This is a genomic window from Microbispora sp. NPDC004025, assembly GCF_053604425.1.
Genome location: NZ_JBSGHN010000003.1, coordinates 394,582 through 412,395, shown reverse-complemented (window position 1 = coordinate 412,395; position 17,814 = coordinate 394,582). Strand labels below are relative to the sequence as shown.

The window sequence follows — 17,814 nt, the reverse complement described above, 5'->3', positions numbered from 1 at the left end:
AGGCGCCGAGGACCGCAGTGGCAGGCATGGGAGAGACGTGAGAACGAGTGAGAGCACGGCCTGGGGGCCGTGGCTGCTGGTGGCGGCGGGTGCCGCCGCGGGGCTGGGGGCGATCGGCCTGGGTGTGCCGGCGCCCGCGGGTGGTGCGATCATGGGATTCGGCTTTCTCTTCGGATCCCTGATCCGGGTGACGGTCTCCGACCGCCGGGCGGGCGCGCTCGCGGTGCGCGGCAGGCGGATGGACGCGCTCACACTGGCGGCGTTCGGCGCGGCGCTCGTCATCGGCTCGCTGCTCATGCTGCTGCGGCTGCACGACTCGTAGGGACACGACCTCGTCGCGGACTTACCCACACCCGTCCGATAGCCTCAACGGCCAGTGAGCCTCAAAAAGGACGTGCTGGCCAGTTAATTCAGAAGGGGAACCCCACGCATGCCCAAGATCAAGGTAGCGGGCCCGGTCGTCGAGCTCGACGGCGACGAGATGACCCGGATCATCTGGCAGTTCATCAAGGACCAGCTGATCCTTCCCTACCTCGACGTCGACCTGAAGTACTACGACCTCGGCATTGAGCACCGCGACGCCACCGACGACCAGGTCACGATCGACGCCGCCAACGCCATCAAGCAGTACGGCGTGGGCGTGAAGTGCGCGACCATCACGCCGGACGAGGCCCGGGTCGAGGAGTTCGGCCTGAAGAAGATGTGGAAGTCCCCGAACGGGACCATCCGCAACATCCTCGGCGGTGTCATCTTCCGCGAGCCGATCATCATGTCGAACATCCCGCGGCTCGTGCCCGGCTGGACCAAGCCGATCGTCGTCGGCCGTCACGCCTTCGGCGACCAGTACCGCGCCACCGACCTGAAGATTCCCGGCGAGGGCACGCTGACGCTGACGTTCACGCCGAAGGACGGCAGCGAGCCGATCGAGCTCAACGTCTTCGACTTCCCCGGCTCCGGCGTCGCCCTGGCGATGTACAACCTGGACGAGTCGATCCGCGACTTCGCCCGCGCCTCGATGCGGTACGGCCTCAACCGCGGTTACCCGGTCTACCTGTCGACCAAGAACACGATCCTCAAGGCGTACGACGGCCGGTTCAAGGACATCTTCGCCGAGGTCTACGAGAGCGAGTTCAAGGCCGACTTCGAGGCCGCCGGGATCACCTACGAGCACCGCCTGATCGACGACATGGTGGCCGCCTCCCTGAAGTGGGAGGGCGGATACGTGTGGGCCTGCAAGAACTACGACGGCGACGTCCAGTCGGACACGGTGGCGCAGGGCTTCGGCTCGCTCGGCCTCATGACCAGCGTGCTCATGACCCCCGACGGCCGCACCGTCGAGGCCGAGGCGGCGCACGGCACGGTGACCCGGCACTACCGCCAGCACCAGCAGGGCAAGCCGACCTCCACCAACCCGATCGCCTCGATCTTCGCGTGGACCCGCGGCCTGCAGCACCGCGGCAAGCTCGACAACCAGCCCGAGGTCATCGACTTCGCCGAGAAGCTGGAGCAGGTCTGCGTCGAGACCGTCGAGGGCGGCCAGATGACCAAGGACCTCGCGCTCCTGGTCGGCGGCGACGCCGAGTGGCTGACCACGCAGGACTTCCTCGCGGCGCTCGACGAGAACCTCAAGAAGAAGATGGCGCAGTAACGCCCCTTCATCGGCGGGGGCCGTCCGGAGTCGTTCCGGGCGGCCCCTTTCCCGTTACCTTCGGGTACGGACCGCTCGCCGCTCTGTCATGACTTCCTGACGTCACGGCGCGGTATCAGGCCGCGGAACCGTCGCGCCGGGGCCGTAAAGTTCTGCTGGCCGGTACTTTGCCGAATCGTGGGGAACGGGGATGCCGCAGATCGCGCCGCTACAACCGGGGGATCCGACCAGGCTCGGTCCCTTCGTGCTGTCCGGCCGTCTGGGCGAGGGCGGGCAGGGCGTGGTCTACCACGGCCAGGACCAGGCCGGCGGACGGGCGGCGGTCAAGCTGCTGCACGTCAAGTTCTCCGGTGACGCGACCGCCAGGTCCCGCTTCGCCCGGGAGCTGCGCGCCGCCCAGCGGGTGGCGAGCTTCTGCACCGCCCGGGTGCTGGCGGCCGACCTCGAGGGCGACACGCCGTACATCGCGAGCGAGTTCATCGACGGGCGGTCGTTGCGCGAGACCGTCGAGGCGGACGGGCCGCTGACCGGCTCGGGCCTGGAGCGGCTGGCGGTCGGCACGGCCACCGCGCTCACCGCGATCCACCAGGCGGGCATCGTCCACCGCGACTTCAAACCGGACAACGTGCTGCTGGCCGTGGACGGCCCCCGGGTGGTGGACTTCGGCATCGCCCGCATCCTCGACTCGACCGCCACGATCACCAGCCGGGCGATCGGCACGCCGGCGTACATGGCGCCCGAGCAGATCTCCGGCGGCAAGGTCGGGCCCCCGGCCGACGTGTTCTCCTGGGCCGCGACGATCGCGTACGCCGCGACCGGGGACGTCGTGTTCGGCGGGACCTCCATCGCGGTCGTGCTCAACCGCATCCTCAATCACGACATCGACACCCGCATGCTGCCCGAGCCGCTCGGCGGGGTGGTCCGGGCGTGCCTGCGCAAGTCGCCGGACGAGCGGCCGACGGCCGACCAGATCCTGCTGAGCCTGCTGGGCCGTGCGGCGTCGGGCGACGCGTCGGCGGTCGTGCTGTCGGAGGGGGCCGCCCACGCGGCCGACCCCGACGCCACGCGGTTCGCGCGCACGGCCCCGGGCCGCGTCGCGGCGACCGGCGCGGGCCCCCTGCCGCCCGGAGGCGTACGCACCGGGAACCACGTGCCGACCGGGAACGCCGCGTGGACCGGCGCCGGCGCGTGGACCGGGACGGCGGGACAGGCGGGCGAAACCGGGAGCGACGTGCCGGCCGGGGCGTCCCCGGCGTTCCGCCCGTCTCCCGGCCCCACCGACCCGAGGGCCGCCGGGCTTGCGATGGCGGGCGCCACGCCAGTCGGGGCCGGGCCGATCGGGGCCGGGCCTGCGGGGGCCGGGCCGATCGGGGCGGGGCCGGTGCGGCGCCGCCGGAAGGGCCCTCTCATCGGCGCGATCGCGGCCGCGCTCGCCGTCGTGGCCGCCGCGGGCGCCATTCTGGCCGCCAAGACCGGTTTCGCGTTCGGCGGCGAGCCCTCGGAGAACGGCACCGGCGACACCACCGTCGCGTCGCGATCCCCGCGCCCGAGCACGACGTACGCCTCGGTGTACGAGAAGGCGCTGAAGACCAGGCGGCTGACGATCGGCGTGCGGGGAGACGTCCCCGGGGTCGCCCTGCAGCAGGCGACCGGGTTCAGCGGGTTCGACGTGGACGTCGCCACGTCGATCGCCAGAAGCCTCAATGTCCCCGCGAAGGGGATCACCTTCCGCAGGGTGGGCGTCGGCGACCGGGTGCGGTCGCTGGCCGACGGCAGCGTGGACATGGTCGTGGCGACCTATTCCTACGACGACAACCGCGGCGACGCCGTCACCTTCGCCGGGCCGTACTACACGGCCCACGCCGACCTGCTCGTGCTCGCGGGCTCGCGCATCAAGAAGCTGGAGGACCTGGCCGGACGCCGGATGTGCGCGCCCAACGGCAGCAGCATCGCCCGGCTCGTCGCGGACAAGGCGGACGTCGAGCAGGTGCCGGTGGGCGACTACGCCGAGTGCATGAACCTGCTGACGCGAGGCGAGGTCGACGCGGTCCCCGGCGACGACCTGATCATCGCCGGCTTCGGCAACCGGGTGGCGAGCCTGAAGCTGTCGGTGCTCGGCCTGCGGCTGACCGACCAGCGCTACGCCGTCGGCCTGCCCAGGAAGGACGTGCGCACCTGCAAGGCCGTGGCGGACGCGATCGACCGCATGTACGACGACGGCACGATGCGCACCCTGCTGCGCAAGCACTTCGGCAACGTCGACTTCGACCCCGAGCGGGACGCGCCGCCTCCGCTCGCCTGCCGCTGAGCTCCCCGCCCGGCGGGGGAGAGGTCAGGCCCGGCGCCCGATCGCGGCGATGGCGTCGTTCGCCCACTGGAGGGTCGTGCGGGTCTGCCGGATGCCGAGGTCCAGGGCGAGGTTGCCGAACCTGACGCCGGTCGCCCCCTCGGGGACGGGCGAGGCGTGCTTGATCGCCCAGAGGGCCTCCAGTTCGGCCAGTTTGTGCTCCACGTACGCCTTCAGCCGCTCCAGGACGGCCAGCGCCTCCCCGGGGTCGAGCAGCGGGAGCAGGAACGCCTGGAGCGCGACCTCGTTGCGCGCCGGACCCGTGGGGTCGTGCTCGACCAGCCAGGAGCGCAGCTCCGCGCGGCCCTCCGGCGTGATCGCGTAGATCTTGCGCCCCCGTGCGCCCTCCGCCTCGACCGTCACCAGCCCGTCCGCGGTCATCTTCGCCAGCTCGGGATAGATCTGGCTGTGCCCGGCCTGCCAGACGTGGGCCACCGACTTCTCGAACGCCTTGGTCAGGTCGTAGCCGCTCGCCGAGCCGTATGCCGTCAGAAGACCGAGAAGAGCGATGCGCAGGGACATGCCCCCACTATATATCTGGGTTGACATGTCTATTCTTACATGTCACCTTCGACACATGCGATCCAGAAACGGACTCCTCCTGTTCGCCGTGCTCGGCGGCATGTTCCTGGCGATGCTCGACCAGACGATCGTCGGCACCGCGCTGCCGAGGATCACCGCCGAGCTGGGCGGCACCGGCCTGTACACCTGGGTGGTGACCGCCTATCTCCTCACCTCGACCGTCACGGTCCCGCTGTACGGCCGGCTGTCCGACGCGTACGGGCGCAAGCCGCTCCTGCTGATCGGGGTGGTCCTGTTCCTGCTCGGCTCGATCCTGTCCGGGGCGGCGCAGAGCATGGGGCAGCTCATCGCCTTCCGCGGCGTCCAGGGGCTCGGCGCGGGCGCGCTGCTGCCGCTGTCGCTGGCACTGGTGATCGACCTGTTCCCGCCGGAGCGCAGCGGGCGGGTGCAGGGCGCGCTCGGCGGCGTGATGGCGCTGAGCTACATCGCCGGGCCGTTCCTCGGCGGGCTGTTCACCGACCACGCGAGCTGGCGCTGGGCCTTCTACGTGAACGTCCCGATCGGCGCCGTCCTGGTGGCCATCATCGTGTGGCGGCTGCCGTACCGGCCGGGGCACGGCGGGGCGCGGCCCGACTACCTGGGCATCGCCGTCTTCAGCGCCGCGATCAGCGCGCTGCTCGTCGGCCTGACCGAGAAGGGGATCGACGGCCACACCTGGACGAGCGGGCCGGTCGCCGGGCCGATCGGCGCGTCGCTGGCGCTGCTCGTGGTGTTCGTCCTCGTCGAGCGGCGGGCCGCCGAGCCGATCGTGCCGCTCCACCTGTTCGCGAACGGCACGTACTCGCTGGTCAACGTCGCGTCGTTCTTCACGGCGTTCTGCATGTACGCGGGAGTCGTGTTCCTGCCGCGCTACTTCCAGGAGGCGCACGGCCTGAGCGCCACCTCGTCCGGGCTGCACATCTACCCGCTGATGCTGGCGATGGTCGTGGGCAGCGCGGTCACCGGCGCCCTGATCTCGCGTACGCGCCGCTACAAGCCGTGGCTGGTGATCGCGCCGTTCTTCCTGGTCGCGGGCACGGCGCTGTGCGCGAACCTCGCGGTCGGCACCTCGACCCCGATGCTCGTCGCGTGGATGGCGCTGATCGGGCTCGGGATGGGGCCCATGCTGTCCGGACTCACCGTGGCGATCCAGTCGGCCGTGCCGCCGCGGTACATCGGCACGGCCAGTGCGAACCTGACGTTCTTCCGGCAGATCGGCGGCTCGGTCGCGCTGGCCCTCGCCGGCACGGCGTACACGTCGGTGGTGACGAGGCAGGCCCCGGCGCACGGCCTGCCGGCGGCGCACGCCGCCGCGACCGCGACCGTCATCCCCTGGCTCGGGGTCGTGGGGGCGGTCGTCGCCCTCCTCGCGCTCGCGCTGCTGCCGCGGGGCGGGGTGCGGCTCGACAGACCCGCGCCCCAGCAGGACCTCGTCGCCGCCTGAGACGGGCGCGCGACGGGCACGCGACGGGCGTGGGACTCCAGTTCAGCGGCGCTGCGCGCGGCGTGTCGGACGGTGCGCGGGGCACGTCCGGCACGGTTGAATTGATCTCAAGCGTTCGGGGGAGCGGCATGGGTCGTAGGGTCGTCACGGGTTTGGTCTGTGTGTTCGTCGCCGGAGTGCCGCAACCGGCGCTCGCCTTCTCCGGGGAGGCGCCCCGGCCGGTGCCGGTGAAGGAGCCGTCGCAGAATCCGTGGGGCGCGGCCGACCTCGAGGTCGGCATCACCGCCTCACCGAAGGTGGCGCAGCCGGGGCAGCCGTTGACCTACCACGTCACCGTGCACAACAAGGGCCCGGGGGACGCCGTGCTGCCGACCCTGCGGGTGCGGCTGCCCAGGGACTTTCAGGTTGTCAACGTCGGCGTGGCCGAGTGCGAGCCGGGCGGGGCGCGCAACCGGGTCGTCTGCCGCTCGTCCGACGACGTCCTGCCCGGCGGCTCGGGCGACATGACGATCACGGGGGTGATCGCGCCGGGCGCGCACGGCCCGCTGCGGGCGCGGGCCGACCTGACCTCCGAGGTGATCGACCAGGACGAGACCGACAACACGGCCGAGGCCGTGACCAGGGTCGACGAGGGGGCCGACCTGGCGATGCGGTTCCGCTCCTCGACCCGGTTCATCCGCCCGGGCCACTGGTTCTCCGTGCGGGCGGAGGTGCGCAACCGGGGGCCGCGCGTCGTGCGGGACGCGTATGTGTTCTTCCAGCCGCGCGAGGCCCGGCTGGAGTCCGCGAGGGGCGGGCGCTGCCGGGGGAACCGCCAGTTCGTGGGGTGCTCGCTGCCGCCGATCAGATCGGGGTCGCGCGGGCTGCTCGAACTGGTCTTCCGGGTGCCGTCCCGGGCCTCGCACGCCGTGGCCACGATGGCCACCGTCTATTCACGCCGCTACGGCGACCGCCGCCCGGCCAACAACAAGGCGAGCGTACGGGTGGCCCTGCGCCGCGCCTGAACGCCGCCGGGCCAGGCGGCCACCAGGGCGGGCATCGGGGGTCAGGCGGGCTTCGCGGAGGCGGTCCAGGCGTCGGCGACCATCTCCCGCAGCGTAGTGTGGACCGGCTTCCAGCCCAGCTCCCGCTGGATCTTCTCCGACGACGCCACCAGGACGGCCGGGTCGCCGGGACGGCGCGGGGCGATGGTCGTCGGGATGGGGTGCCCGGTCACCTCGCGGCAGACGTCCACGACCTCCTTGACCGAGAAGCCCGTGCCGCTGCCGAGGTTGTAGATCCGGTGCTCGCCGGGAGCGCAGGCGTCCAGGGCGAGCAGGTGCGCCCGGGCGAGATCGGCGACGTGGACGTAGTCGCGGACGCAGGTGCCGTCGGGCGTGGGGTAGTCGGTGCCGAAGACGCCGACCGACTCGCGCTCGCCGAGTGCCACCTTGAGGATGTTGGGGATCAGATGGGTCTCGACCGTGTGCCGCTCGCGGAACTCGCCGTACGCTCCCGCGACGTTGAAGTAACGCAGGCTGACCGCGCCCAGGCCGTACAGCCCGGCGAAGGCGGTGAGCGCGGTGTCCACGGCGAGCTTGGACGCGCCGTAGGGGTTGCCCGGCCGGGTCGGGTCGGTCTCCAGGATGGGGGTGCGCTCCGGCTCGCCGTAGGTGGCGGCGGTGGAGGAGAACACGATCCGGTTCACCCCGGTCTGCCGCATCGCGTCGAGCAGCGCCAGCGTGCCGCCGAGATTGTGCGACCAGTACAGCCCCGGCTTCTCGACCGACTCGCCCACCAGCGACTTCGCCGCGAAGTGCAGCACGGCGTCGTACCCGTCGGTGAGCACGCCGCCGGCCTCGGTGATCGACGCCTGCACGAACGAGGCCCCGGACGGCACCGCGTCGGCGTGCCCGGTCGACAGGTCGTCGAGCACCGTGACCTCGTGCCCCTCCTCCAGGAGTTGCGCCGCCACGACGCTGCCGATGTACCCGGCTCCACCAGTAACCAGCAGCTTCACTGTTTGCTCCTGTTCGAGCTTGTTGGATTATGTACGTACAGGGCCTAGCTTACGCGCTTCCCATGAGGAGCGGGTTAAATGCCACCAGTACCGCAATCTCAGCAAGTCGGGGGGTTGCGACGACCGGCCTGGCACGCCTGACACCCGAACGGACTGATGACGTTGAGCAACGTCGCGTTGACCATCGCCCTGGTCCTGATATTCATCCTGATCGGCGGATTCTTCGCCGCGGCCGAGATGGCGATGGTCTCGCTGCGGGAGAGCCAGATCCGCCGCCTGAGCCGCGAGGGACGCCGCGGCGCGCGGGTGCAGAAGCTCGCCCGCGACCCCAACCGCTTCCTGTCCGCCATCCAGGTCGGGGTGACCGTGGCGACCGTGCTGTCGGCCGCGCTCGGCGCCGACGCGCTGGGCCCGCGGTTCGCGCCGGTCCTGGAGGCGTGGGGCCTGCGCAAGAGCGTGGCCGCGCCCGTCGCGTTCGTGGCCGTCACGCTGTCGATCTCGTACGTGACGCTGGTGCTCGGCGAACTGGCGCCCAAGCGGCTCGGCCGGCAGCGGGCGGAGAGCCTGTCGCTCATGACCGCCCCGCTGCTCGACCGGATCGCGACGCTGTCGAGGCCGGTGATCTGGCTGCTGTCCAAGTCGACCAACGGCATCGTGCGGCTGCTCGGCGGCAACCCGTCCGCCGACAGGGCGGCCATGACCACCGAGGAACTGCGTGACATGGTGGTGGGCCACACGGACCTCACCCAGGACGAGCGCGACGTGATCGCCGAGGTGTTCGCGGCGGGCAAGCGGCAGCTCAGGGAGGTCATGCTGCCCCGCACGGAGGTCGAGTTCATGGCGGCGGACACTCCGCTCGCCGAGGCGGCCGTGCTCGCCGCCGCCATGCCGCACTCCCGGTTCCCCGTCTACCGCGACACCTACGACGACGTCATCGGGTTCGTCCACGTACGGGACCTGCTCGACCCGGTCCGCACCGGGCGGCTGGAGCCGATCAGCGAGGTCGTGCCGATCCGCCCGGTCAAGCTCGTGCCGGCGAGCAAACGGGTCCTCGCCACGCTCGCCGAGATGCGCGACGAGGGCCACCACCTCGCCATCGTGGTGGACGAGTACGGCGGCACCGACGGCATCGTGACGCTGGAGGACCTGGTCGAGGAGCTCGTGGGCGACATCCGCGACGAGTACGACGAGAGCGGCGACGCCGTACGGATGATCGCCGGGGACGTGGAGGTCGAGGGGCTGGTCAACCTGGACGAGTTCCACGCGCAGACGGGCGTGCGGCTGCCCAGCGGGCCGTACGAGACCCTGGGCGGTTACGTCATGGCCGCCCTCGGCCACCTGCCCCAACGCGGCGAGGTCGCCGAGGCGCCGGGCGTCAGGCTGACCGTGAGCGAGATGGACGGCCGCCGCGTCTCCCGCGTCCGCGTCACCCGCAATCCCCCCGAGGACGCGGCGGCGGCCGGCTGACCGGCGGGCGTGGGCGGGGGCGCTCCGGGGAGCGCGGGCTCAGGCGCACCCTCTCCGCCTCACCGAAGCGGACCAGGCCGGGAGTACGTCGGTGATCCGCGGACGGGTCACGGACCAGAGTTCGCGCCCTCGCCCCGGCGCGAGTTCCTGGCCTCCGAGGAAGGCATAAGAGGTTTTGTCGAAGATGAGCGATTCGCGGCCCCGGTCGTCCGCTCGGGTCACGGCGATGCCCGATTTGCCGGTGGCGTCCTTCAGTTCTTCCATCTCGATGCCCGGCAGAGTCGCGGTGATTTCGAAGACGGCCGCCTGCAGCTTGGGCGGGACCGGGCTGCCGAGGATGCTGACGGCGCCGTACCAGGTGCGGGTCGCGGCGTCCTTGCCGCGGACCATCTCGTCACCGCGTTCGGCCAGCTTGTGCCGGAGCCGCTCCTGGTCGGTCGGCCACCCACGGAGGTCGGCGTAGGTTCGGCCGTGCCGGAAGGGGCACCGGGTCAGGAGTTCCTTGTACTCGTTGCCCCGGGGGCTGGACCTCGCCGGCTTGTGCCACAGGAGTCCCGGTCGGGAGCCATCGACGGATGCCCAGACCTCGCCCGTGATGTGGCGCGGACCGACGTTGGGCACCCCGTCCTCGCTGCGCGTATACGCGATCAGCTCGTAGTGGAGGTACTGGTCGTCCCGGGGTTCCGGCCATGAGGCGGCGGTCGCGGCCTCGGCCGCCAGCCTCAGGACCTCGGCGGCGCTCGCGGGCGCGGACGGGGTGAGCGTCTGGACGGCGATCGTTCCCGCGGTCATCGCCGCGACCAGGCCGCCTGCCGGCATCAGACGCCGCAGACCGGCCGCGCGGGCCCGAGGCCGCCGCTTCGCGCGGGCTTCGGCCAGGAGGGCGGTACGGGCGGGGGCGAGACGGTCCGCCGTGGGGTGCGGCTTGTCGGCGAACAGGTCACGGAGCTCGGTCAGGTCGGTCGGCTCGTTCATGAGGTCTGCTCCGTCGTGGGGTCGGTGCTGCCGAGGGCGTCGCGGACGATGGCCCGCGCGCGGTTGAGGCGGGAACGGACTGTTCCGATCGGGATGGACAGGGCGCCCGCGACCTCCTCGTAGGTGAGATCGGCCCAGGCCACGAGTAAGAGCACGTCGCGGTCGCGGGCCTTCAGCGAGGCGAGCGCCCGGGCGAGAGGCCGGCGTACGGCATGCGCGCTCGCCCGATCGAGAGCGTGATCCGCGGCGTCGTCCGCATCGGGGAGGACGCCCACCTTCGCGTACGCCTTGTAGCGGTGTGTCTCGGCGCGCTGATGCCGGCGGATGAGGTTGGTCGCGATGCCGTACAACCAGGGGAGGGCCTCCGGACGTGCGGTGTCGTAGTCGCGGCGCTGCCTGAACGCGGCGAGGAACGTCTCGGAGACGACGTCGTCGGCCGTGTCGTCGCCGAGCCGGCGGGCCACATAACGGTGGATGTGTCCCGCATGCCGGTCGAACAGCACGGCGAAATCCTCGGGATCTCGCCACGACCGTTCGATGAGGGCGGCGTCAGACAGGGTCGTACTGAGCGGCATGTGGGTGGGCCTTCCCAAGGAAGCAGTGTCGCCCGTCTTTCACACGAGCCGGGAAACGGGTTCACGGGACGCCGCGCCCGCTCCGCGCCGCGTCTGTCGCGGGCAGCCCGCGACTGCTGACAGAATTGCCGTATGGCTCTTGCTCGCGTCCTGTCCGGTATCCAGCCCACCGCAGACTCGTTCCACCTGGGCAACTATCTCGGTGCCATCCGCCAGTACGTCGCGCTGCAGGACACCCATGAGGCCTTCTTCTTCATCGCCGACCTGCACGCGCTGACCGTCGCGCCCAAGCCCGAGGAGCTGCGCCGGCGCACCAGGATCGCCGCCGCCCAGCTGTTCGGCGCGGGGCTCGACCCGGAGCGCGCCGCGGTCTTCGCGCAGAGCCACGTGCGCGAGCACAGCGAGCTCGCCTGGTACCTGATCTGCCAGACCGGCATGGGCGAGGCCGGGCGGATGACGCAGTTCAAGGACAAGTCCGCGCGGTACGGCGAGAGCTCGGCCAGCGTCGGCCTGTTCACCTATCCCATCCTCCAGGCGGCCGACATCCTGATCTACCAGGCCGACCAGGTGCCGGTCGGGGTGGACCAGAAGCAGCACCTGGAGCTCAGCCGCGACCTCGCGCAGCGCTTCAACAGCCGCTACGGCCAGACGTTCAAGGTGCCGAGCCCGTACATCCTCAAGGAGGTCGAGAAGATCACCGACCTCCAGGACCCGACCGCGAAGATGTCCAAGTCGTCGTCGAGCCCGCAGGGCATCCTCGACGTGCTCGAGGAGCCGAACGTCCTGCGCAAGAAGGTCATGCGCGCGGTGACCGACACCGGCAGCGAGGTCGTCGCCGACGAGGAGAACAAGCCGGGCGTCACCAACCTGCTGCGGATCCTGTCCGCGCTGACCGGCACGCCGATCCCCGAGCTGGAGACGCGGTTCGCCGGGCAGGGATACGGCGCCTTCAAGAAGGAGGTCGCCGAGGCCGTCACCGAGACGTTCTCCCCGATCCGGGAGCGTACGGAGAAGCTGCTGGCCGACGAGGCCGAGCTCGACCGGCTGCTGGTCGCGGGCGCCGCCCGTGCCCGCGCGGTGGCCCGCGAGACGATGGAGCAGGTCCGCGAGCGCCTCGGCCTTCTCCCCGCGCCGCACTTCGAGTAGACGGCGCCCGAGCGCGGCCACCGCTGCGGGCCGCGTCCGCCGCAGGCATCGAGACGCCTTCTCCCGGGTAGACAAAGCCGATGGGGATGGGACTGGTCGACCAGGTCACGCGGCGCGTCGACGCGGTCCGCGCGTGGGGCCGGATGCGGATCGAGCGTGACCGGATCCGCTTCCTCTGGCTCGACCACCTCATCCGGACGGTGCAGCGTTACCAGGTGCAGGCGGGGGACCGGCTGGCGGGCGCGATCACCTATTTCGCGTTCCTGTCGTTCTTCCCCGTGATCGCGCTGGCGTTCGCCCTGTTCGGATACGTCGTGACGATCCGCCCGGACGCGCTCACCACGCTCACCGAGGCGATCAACAGCCAGCTTCCCGGGCTCGCGGATCAGCTCCACATCGACCAGCTCGCCGGGGCCCGGATCAGGGCCGGGGTCATCGGCCTGCTCGGCCTGCTGTACGCCGGGCTGGGCGCCATGGACGCCCTGCGCGGGGCCCTGCGTACCATCTGGATGACCTGCGAGCCGCCGCTCAACTACTTCCTCGGCAAGCTCCGCGACCTCGTCGCGCTCGTGCTCATGGGCCTCGTCATGCTGATCTCGGTGATCGCGAGCGGGTTCGCCACCGGGGCCACGAGCACGGTCGCCGGATGGCTCGGCCTGGGCTCCTCGCCGCTGGCCGGCGCCGGGGTCTGGGTCGCCGGGATCGCCGCGAGCCTCGTCGCCGACCTGCTGCTCTTCCTGGTCGTCCTCGGCTGGGTGGCCAAGCCGTCGCAGCCGTTCCTCGTCGTGCTCAAGGGCGCGCTGCTGGGCGCGGCCGGCTTCGGGGTGCTCAAGCAGCTCGCGGCGCTGATCCTGGCCGCCACCCTGCGCAACCCGGTGTACGGCACGTTCGCGGTCGTCGTGGGGCTGCTGCTGTGGATCAACCTGTCGGCCCGGGTCGTCCTCTACGCCGCCGCGTGGACGGCGACGGCCACGCTCGGCCCGCCGCCCGAGCCCACCCCGCTTCCGTCACCCGCGATCACGCCCACCGCCGGCCCCGCCTGACCGCGCGTCCTCGGCGCGTCCTCACTCACCGCGCCTCAGCGCGGGCGCAACCCGTCGAGCGCGGTCTCCACGACGCTGTCGGCGTACTCGGGGGTGAGCGGGCCGCTGCGCTGGAGCCACCGGTTGAGCAGCGGTCCCCACAGCATCTCGACGGCGACGTCCAGGTCGAGGCCGCCGGACAGCTGCCCGGCTCGCTGCGCGCTGCGCAGCCGCTGCTTCTTCAGCTCCTTCATCGGCCGGTCGAGCCGTTCGGCGAAGGCCGCGGCGAGCGCCGGGTCGTGCAGGATCTCCGTGTTGAGCGCGCGCATCGGCTCGTCGTACCGCGGGTCGTTCAGCTCGGCCACGGTGGCGCGCAGGACCGTCTTCAGGTCGGCTTCCAGGTCGCCGGTGTCGGGCAGGGCCGCCGAGTCGCCTTCCCCCTCGGAGAGCATGAGGAAGGCGTCGAAGAGCACCGCTCCCTTCGAGGGCCACCATCGGTAGATGGTCTGCTTGCCGACCCCGGCCCGGGCGGCGATCCCCTCGATGCTCAGCTTCGCGTAACCGACCTCGCCGACGAGTTCGAACGCCGCGGTGAGGATGGCCCGCCGCGAGGCCTCGCTGCGGCGTCTGGTGCCGGGGGCCGTGCCGTGCTGTGCCGTCATGGCCACGAACCTACCAGAGGCGAGACGAGACGATCCGTCTTGACAAAGCGCGGCGATGACACGAGGATCGGCACACAAGACGAAACGTCTCGTCTAGTTTTCGCGATGTCGATTGGAGCCGCCATGCGTACGCCGCCTACCGCAGGCCCGGGACGGGTCTGGTTCATCACCGGGGCGGGACGGGGCCTCGGCCGCGCCTTCGCCCGGGCCGCGCTGGAGTCCGGAGACCGGGTGGTCGCCGCCACCAGGACCGTGGCGCCGCTTGAGGACCTGGCCGCCGCATACGAGGATCGGCTGCTCGTGCTCCCTCTGGACGTCACCGACCGCGCCGCGGTCTTCGCGGCGGTCGCCCGGGCGACCGAGCGCTTCGGCCGGCTCGACGTCGTGGTGAACAACGCCGGCGTCCTGTCCATGGGGATGGTCGAGGAGTTCACCGAGGCCGAGGCCCGAGCGCAGATGGAGACGAACTTCTTCGGCGCGCTGTGGGTCAGTCAGGCCGTCCTGCCCTGTCTGCGCGCCCAGGGGTCCGGGCACATCGTGCAGATCTCCAGCATCGGGGCGCTCGGCGGCTTCCCCACCACGGGGCTGTACAGCGCGAGCAAGTTCGCCCTGGAGGGCATGAGCGAGGCGCTGGCGATGGAGGCCGCCGGCTTCGGGGTCAAGCTCACCATCGTCGAGCCCGGCGGCTACTGGACCGGCCTGTACACCGGTATGACCACGACCACGCCGCTGCCGGACTACGCCCCGCTGCGGTCCGAGCTGGAGAAGCAGTGGGCCGAGGGGTCGGTGGACAGCGATCCCCGGCTGGCCGCCGAGGCCGTGCTGAGGCTCGTCGCCAGTGACGACCCCCCGCTGCGCCTGCTGCTGGGCGGCACGGCCTACGACCTGGCCTTCGACGTCTCCCGCCGGCGTATGGAGACGTGGGCGCGCTGGGAGGAGGTCAGCCGCGCCGCCGAGCACGCCATCCCCGCCCCTCCCGATCTGTAGTGCCGCGACGGGGCGGAGACCGGCGGGAGGGGCGCTAGCCGGCCGCGTCGCCGGACGTCCTGCGCCGTCTGCGCAGGCCGTAGGCGCCGGCGGCGAGGACCACGAGGGCGCCGCCGCCGATCAGCAGGGGAGCGGTCACGCCCGAATTCTTCGCGGCGGGGTCCTCGCCACGGGCCCTGGCCGCCCCCGCCGTGTCCGCGCCCGGCGTCGGAGAGGCGGGCCGTACGGCCAGGGGGGAGGACGAGGGCTTGGGGTCGGGCACGGGCGCGACCAGCTGTCCGATCGGGGTGACCTTGCCCCTCGCGGCGAAGCCCCAGTCGAGCAGCTTGGAGACCTCCTCCCAGAAGCCGCCGGGGTGATGCATGATCGCGACGATGACGGTGTGGCCGTCGCGCCTGGCCGCGCCCACGAAGCTGCCGAGTGCCTTGGACGTCCAGCCGTTCTTGACGCCGAGCATGCCCTTGTAGCGCCCCAGGAGCCTGTTGTGGTTGGCCATCTCGTAGTAGGTGGGCCGGGGAGACTCGCTGGCCTCGGCGTCGTCGCGGCGCTTCTTCTTGTCCTTCTTCAGGTAGTCCTTGGGCGCGGGGAACTTGGCGACCTTCGTGCTGACGTACTCGCGGAAGTCCGGCATCGCCAGCCCGGCCCGGGCGATGAGCGCGAGGTCGTAGGCCGAACTGCGCTGGCCCGGCTGGTCCAGGCCGTTCGGCGTCTTAGCCACCGTGTCGTACGCCTGGAGCCTGCGGGCCTCCTTGTTCATGTCGGCGAGGGTCTTCTTCAGGCCGCCGTTGGCCTCGGCGAGCGCGACCGCCGCGTCGTTGCCGGAGACCATGAGCAGGGCCCGCATGAGGTCGTCGACCTTGTAGATCGGCTCGGGGACGATGCCGACGGCGCTGCCCTCCACGTTGCAGGCCTCCTCGCTCGGCTTGACCTTGCGGTTCTTGTCGAGCTTGGGGATCAGCGTGACGGCCGTCAGCGTCTTGAGCGTGCTCGCCGGCAGGTAGTGCCCGTGCGGGTCCTTGGCCGCGAGCACCTGGCCGGTCTCGGCGTCGGCGACGACGTACGACGAGGCCTCGGTCTTGGGCGGCGCCTTGACTCCGGCGGGGGCGATGATCCCGTGGCCGGCGAGCAGGTCCCCGCCGACGGTGCCGTTTCCCGTGCCGTTCTCCGCCACGGCCGTGCCGGTCTCCCGCGACGCCAGGTCCGGCACGGCCGGCGCGCCCGCGGCGGGAGGGGCGCCGAGCAGCGCCGTCGTCAGCACCCCCGCCGTCGTCACGGCGGCGGCGAGGACACGATGGTTCGTCCGCATAGGTGGCTCAGCCTAGCCTCGACTGCCTTCGCATGAAGCGACATATGCCCCATATGCCACAGAGCCACGCGGGAGGTCGCCGATACTGTGAGTCATGACGAGACGTGTATCGGTCTTTCTCGTGGCACTCGCCGCGTTCATGATCTTCGAATGGATCAACCTCGGCTTCAACCTCGCCGACGGGCATGAGACGTCCTTCTACGTCGTCCACGGCGTTCTCGTCGCGGTGAACATCCTCCTGGCACTGGCGCTCGGCGCCGTCGGCGTGCGGGGATGGATGAGGGGTAGGGCCTGACCTGGAAACGACCTTGTCCGATGTGACCTGAGTGGCCACGGGACCGAACGTGATGGAGGCAAGCTTTGGCGATCGACTTCAATCCCTCGCGTGGCGCGACGCTCGGCGTGGAGTGGGAGCTTCAGCTCGTCGACAGGCACACGCGTCACCTCCGTCAGGACGCCAAAGAGGTGCTCGCCGCGGTGCCCGACCTCAGTGAGGGGCAGCGGCCCAAGGCCATGCACGAGCTCATGCAGTCGCAGATCGAGATCGTCACGGACGTCTGCCACACCGTGGCGGAGGCGGTGCAGGACCTGAAGAAGAGCCTCGGACGGCTGGCCGAGGCCGTCGAGCCGCGCGGCATGGGGCTCGCCTGCACGGGGACCCACGCGATCAGCGACTGGCGCGACGCGGTCTACGCGCCCAGCCAGCGCTACGTGGAGCTGGTCGAGGAGATGCAGTGGCTCGCCTGGCGGATCCAGACGTTCGGTGTGCACGTCCACGTGGGGGTCAAGGAGCGGGACAAGGTCATCCCGATCGTCAACGCCCTCGCGGCGTACCTGCCGCACTTCCTCGCGCTCACCTCCTCCAGCCCTTACTGGGGCGGGCAGGACACCGGGCTGGCGTCGAGCCGGGCCATCGTCTTCGGCTCGCTGCCCACGGCCGGGCCGCCGCACCTTCTCGCGGACTGGGCCGAATTCGAGGAGTACATGGACACGCTGATGCGGGCGGGCACGATCCGCAGCATCAAGGAGGTGTGGTGGGACATCCGGCCGCATCCCGACTTCGGCACGATCGAGATCAGGATGTTCGACGGGATCCCGACGCCGCGCGAGGTGGGCATGGTGACGGCGCTGTCCCAGTGCCTAGTGCAGCAGTTCGACCAGCAGCTCGACCGGGGCTACAAGCTGCCGCATCCGGCGGCGTGGGTGGTGCGCGACAACAAGTGGCGCGCCACGCGGTACGGCCTCGACGCGGACGTCATCACCGACGACCATGGCAGCACGGCGCCGGTGCGCGACGTATTGTATGAACTTCAGCGCGAACTCGAACCGGTCGCCGAGCGGCTCGGCTGCGTCGACGAACTGGCGGTCGTGACCGAGGTGCTGGAGCAGGGCAGCTCATCCGAGCGCCAGCGGGCGATCCTCGCCGACGGAGGGACCCTCCAGGACGTGGTCGACGCCACGCTCGTCGAGCTCGCGGAGGACAGGTTCGTGACCTCGAACCCCAACCGCGAGATCGGACAATCAGGCAGCTGACTGGGTAGGGCCTGACATGTCCGGCAATAGTGCCTCAGTTCTGACAACGTGCGGAGGCCGGTGTAAATACTGGGCAATCCGCCGTATCGGAGGGTCGCGGCGTGAAAGGATTGTGAATGAAGGGTCGGTGGAGGCGAGGCGC

Annotated in this window: 17 protein-coding genes; 11 read left to right on the top strand and 6 right to left on the bottom strand. The window is 71.0% G+C overall.

Features of this window, described 5'->3' with window-relative positions; translation table 11 throughout:
* Window positions 1-37 precede the first annotated feature (37 nt).
* The 3 genes from ACWEQG_RS10020 to ACWEQG_RS10010 all read left to right on the top strand — a co-directional run bounded on the left by ACWEQG_RS10020 (window position 38) and on the right by ACWEQG_RS10010 (window position 3,956).
* A complete protein-coding gene (locus ACWEQG_RS10020; protein ID WP_452283455.1) occupies window positions 38-322 on the top strand; it encodes a DUF3017 domain-containing protein in 285 nt (94 codons plus the stop codon).
* 108 nt (window positions 323-430) lie between these two features.
* Window positions 431-1,648: an NADP-dependent isocitrate dehydrogenase gene (locus ACWEQG_RS10015; RefSeq protein WP_363465629.1), complete on the top strand. Its 1,218-nt coding sequence runs from the start codon at window positions 431-433 to the stop codon at window positions 1,646-1,648.
* Window positions 1,649-1,838: 190 nt separating this feature from the next.
* Window positions 1,839-3,956, top strand: coding sequence for a protein kinase domain-containing protein (locus ACWEQG_RS10010; RefSeq protein WP_452283453.1), 2,118 nt, complete (start codon window positions 1,839-1,841; stop codon window positions 3,954-3,956).
* A gap of 24 nt (window positions 3,957-3,980) precedes the next feature.
* On the opposite strand, the gene ACWEQG_RS10005 is transcribed toward ACWEQG_RS10010, so the two are convergent.
* Window positions 3,981-4,517 carry a PadR family transcriptional regulator gene (locus ACWEQG_RS10005; protein ID WP_452283451.1) on the bottom strand — a complete coding sequence of 179 codons (537 nt, stop codon included), beginning with the start codon at window positions 4,515-4,517 and terminating at the stop codon, window positions 3,981-3,983.
* Window positions 4,518-4,572: 55 nt separating this feature from the next.
* Here ACWEQG_RS10005 and ACWEQG_RS10000 point away from each other — a divergent pair, with 55 nt between their 5' ends.
* Together ACWEQG_RS10000 and ACWEQG_RS09995 are read left to right on the top strand one after the other, a co-directional pair.
* Window positions 4,573-6,000 (top strand): MDR family MFS transporter, encoded by a 1,428-nt coding sequence (locus ACWEQG_RS10000; protein ID WP_452283449.1) that lies wholly within the window; start codon window positions 4,573-4,575, stop codon window positions 5,998-6,000.
* Between the two features lie 128 nt (window positions 6,001-6,128).
* A complete protein-coding gene (locus ACWEQG_RS09995; RefSeq protein WP_452283447.1) occupies window positions 6,129-7,004 on the top strand; it encodes a DUF11 domain-containing protein in 876 nt (291 codons plus the stop codon).
* 41 nt (window positions 7,005-7,045) lie between these two features.
* Here the strand turns inward: ACWEQG_RS09995 and galE are convergent, their stop codons facing one another.
* Window positions 7,046-7,999 carry a UDP-glucose 4-epimerase GalE gene (gene galE, locus ACWEQG_RS09990; protein ID WP_452283445.1) on the bottom strand — a complete coding sequence of 318 codons (954 nt, stop codon included), beginning with the start codon at window positions 7,997-7,999 and terminating at the stop codon, window positions 7,046-7,048.
* Window positions 8,000-8,155: 156 nt separating this feature from the next.
* Between galE and ACWEQG_RS09985 the strand changes: the two genes are divergently transcribed.
* Window positions 8,156-9,466, top strand: a complete 1,311-nt coding sequence (locus ACWEQG_RS09985) for a hemolysin family protein (RefSeq protein WP_452283443.1) — start codon at window positions 8,156-8,158, stop codon at window positions 9,464-9,466.
* 39 nt (window positions 9,467-9,505) lie between these two features.
* On the opposite strand, the gene ACWEQG_RS09980 is transcribed toward ACWEQG_RS09985, so the two are convergent.
* Together ACWEQG_RS09980 and ACWEQG_RS09975 are read right to left on the bottom strand one after the other, a co-directional pair.
* On the bottom strand, window positions 9,506-10,441 hold the full coding sequence (locus ACWEQG_RS09980) for a CU044_5270 family protein (protein WP_452283442.1): 936 nt from the start codon (window positions 10,439-10,441) through the stop codon (window positions 9,506-9,508).
* Window positions 10,438-11,016 carry an RNA polymerase sigma factor gene (locus tag ACWEQG_RS09975; protein ID WP_452283440.1) on the bottom strand — a complete coding sequence of 193 codons (579 nt, stop codon included), beginning with the start codon at window positions 11,014-11,016 and terminating at the stop codon, window positions 10,438-10,440. Before ACWEQG_RS09975 ends, ACWEQG_RS09980 begins: the two co-directional genes overlap by 4 nt.
* A 132-nt stretch (window positions 11,017-11,148) precedes the next feature.
* Between ACWEQG_RS09975 and trpS the strand changes: the two genes are divergently transcribed.
* Both trpS and ACWEQG_RS09965 read left to right on the top strand, forming a co-directional pair.
* Window positions 11,149-12,162: a tryptophan--tRNA ligase gene (trpS, locus tag ACWEQG_RS09970; RefSeq protein WP_452283438.1), complete on the top strand. Its 1,014-nt coding sequence runs from the start codon at window positions 11,149-11,151 to the stop codon at window positions 12,160-12,162.
* An 80-nt stretch (window positions 12,163-12,242) separates the two neighbouring features.
* The gene (locus tag ACWEQG_RS09965) at window positions 12,243-13,205 is read left to right on the top strand and encodes a YihY/virulence factor BrkB family protein (RefSeq protein ID WP_452283436.1); all 963 of its coding nucleotides are present in this window, start codon (window positions 12,243-12,245) and stop codon (window positions 13,203-13,205) included.
* A 35-nt stretch (window positions 13,206-13,240) separates the two neighbouring features.
* Here ACWEQG_RS09965 and ACWEQG_RS09960 read toward each other — a convergent pair whose 3' ends face one another.
* Window positions 13,241-13,846 carry a TetR/AcrR family transcriptional regulator gene (locus tag ACWEQG_RS09960; RefSeq protein WP_363465658.1) on the bottom strand — a complete coding sequence of 202 codons (606 nt, stop codon included), beginning with the start codon at window positions 13,844-13,846 and terminating at the stop codon, window positions 13,241-13,243.
* A 123-nt stretch (window positions 13,847-13,969) separates the two neighbouring features.
* On the opposite strand from ACWEQG_RS09960, the gene ACWEQG_RS09955 reads away from it, so the two are divergent.
* Window positions 13,970-14,833 carry an SDR family oxidoreductase gene (locus tag ACWEQG_RS09955; RefSeq protein ID WP_452283434.1) on the top strand — a complete coding sequence of 288 codons (864 nt, stop codon included), beginning with the start codon at window positions 13,970-13,972 and terminating at the stop codon, window positions 14,831-14,833.
* Between the two features lie 34 nt (window positions 14,834-14,867).
* Here ACWEQG_RS09955 and ACWEQG_RS09950 read toward each other — a convergent pair whose 3' ends face one another.
* Entirely contained in the window at window positions 14,868-16,139 is a 1,272-nt protein-coding gene (locus ACWEQG_RS09950) for a D-alanyl-D-alanine carboxypeptidase family protein (RefSeq protein ID WP_452283432.1), read from the bottom strand.
* Between the two features lie 94 nt (window positions 16,140-16,233).
* Between ACWEQG_RS09950 and ACWEQG_RS09945 the strand changes: the two genes are divergently transcribed.
* Window positions 16,234-16,434, top strand: a complete 201-nt coding sequence (locus ACWEQG_RS09945; protein ID WP_452283430.1) for an SCO4848 family membrane protein — start codon at window positions 16,234-16,236, stop codon at window positions 16,432-16,434.
* A 65-nt stretch (window positions 16,435-16,499) separates the two neighbouring features.
* Entirely contained in the window at window positions 16,500-17,672 is a 1,173-nt protein-coding gene (locus ACWEQG_RS09940; RefSeq protein ID WP_363465670.1) for a glutamate--cysteine ligase, read from the top strand.
* Window positions 17,673-17,814 lie beyond the last annotated feature (142 nt).